The sequence below is a fragment of the Streptomyces sp. NPDC091287 genome, assembly GCF_044768525.1.
Taxonomy (GTDB): Bacteria; Actinomycetota; Actinomycetes; order Streptomycetales; family Streptomycetaceae; genus Streptomyces.
Genome location: NZ_JBIVUV010000052.1, coordinates 1 through 1,263, shown reverse-complemented (window position 1 = coordinate 1,263; position 1,263 = coordinate 1). Strand labels below are relative to the sequence as shown.

Genomic DNA, 1,263 nt, shown 5'->3' with positions numbered 1-1,263 from the left:
ACCCCCCTCAACCTCACCACCATCAGCAAAAACCCCACCATCCCCCCACTCCTCCGCAACCTCATCCCCCGCCGCACCACAGCCACCACCGTGCGCGCGACGGACAAGGCATCGCTGCTGACACTGGTGATGGAGCACGTCGCGACGACCCTGGGGCACACGGACGCGGGCGCGATCGACGCGGACACGGCGTTCCAGAGCCTCGGATTCGACTCGCTCACGGCGGTCGAGCTGCGCAACCGCCTCGGCGCGGCCACCGGTATGCGGCTGCCTGCCACGGTCACGTTCGACCACCCGACGCCTGTGGCGCTCGCGGAGTTCCTGCACGGCAAGCTGTCCGGTCAGCAGACCGGCCGCCAGGTGGAGGCACGGGCATCGGCGGACGAGCCGATCGCCATCGTCGGCATGGCCTGCCGATACCCCGGCGACGTGAACACGCCGGAGGACCTGTGGAACATGCTGGTCTCGGGTTCGGAGGGCATCTCGGAGTTCCCCGCGGACCGTGGCTGGGACCTGGAGGCGGTGTACGACCCGGAGAGCTCCCGGCCGGGCACCACCTACTCGGCAGTGGGCGGATTCCTGCATGACGCGGGCGACTTCGACCCCGCGTTCTTCGGCATCAGCCCACGTGAAGCCGCCGCCATGGACCCGCAGCAGCGCCTGTTGCTGGAGACCTCCTGGGAGGCGCTGGAGAGCGCCGGGGTCGACCCGGTCTCGTTGCGCGGCAGCGACACCGGTGTGTTCGCGGGCGCGATGTACCGCGACTACGCCAGCCGGTTCACGACCGCGCCCAAGGGCAACGAGGACGTGGTGGGCACGGGCAACGCCGGAGCTGTCACGTCAGGTCGCGTCTCGTACGGACTCGGCCTGGAGGGGCCGTCGATGACGGTCGACACCGCATGCTCCTCCTCGTTGGTGGCCACCCACCTTGCCGCACAGGCACTGCGGTCGGGTGAGTGCTCACTGGCGCTGGCCGGCGGTGTCACGATCATGGCGACGCCGGATCCGTTCGTGGAGTTCAGCCGTCAGCGGGGACTCGCGACGGACGGCCGCTGCAAGGCGTTCTCCGGCGACGCGGACGGCACCGGCATCTCCGAAGGGGTCGGCCTGCTCCTGCTGGAGCGGCTGTCCGACGCGGTGCGCAACGGCCGCCGGATCCTCGGAGTCGTCCGTGGCTCCGCGGTCAACCAGGACGGCGCGTCCAACGGCCTGACCGCGCCCAACGGCCCGTCGCAGGAGCGGGTCATCATGCAGGCGCTGGCC

Annotated in this window: 1 protein-coding gene; it reads left to right on the top strand. The window is 70.5% G+C overall.

What is annotated here, in order from left to right:
• A partial coding sequence (locus ACIQRW_RS38390) for a beta-ketoacyl synthase N-terminal-like domain-containing protein (RefSeq protein WP_403770014.1) occupies positions 1 to 1,263 on the top strand: 1,263 nt, incomplete at both ends.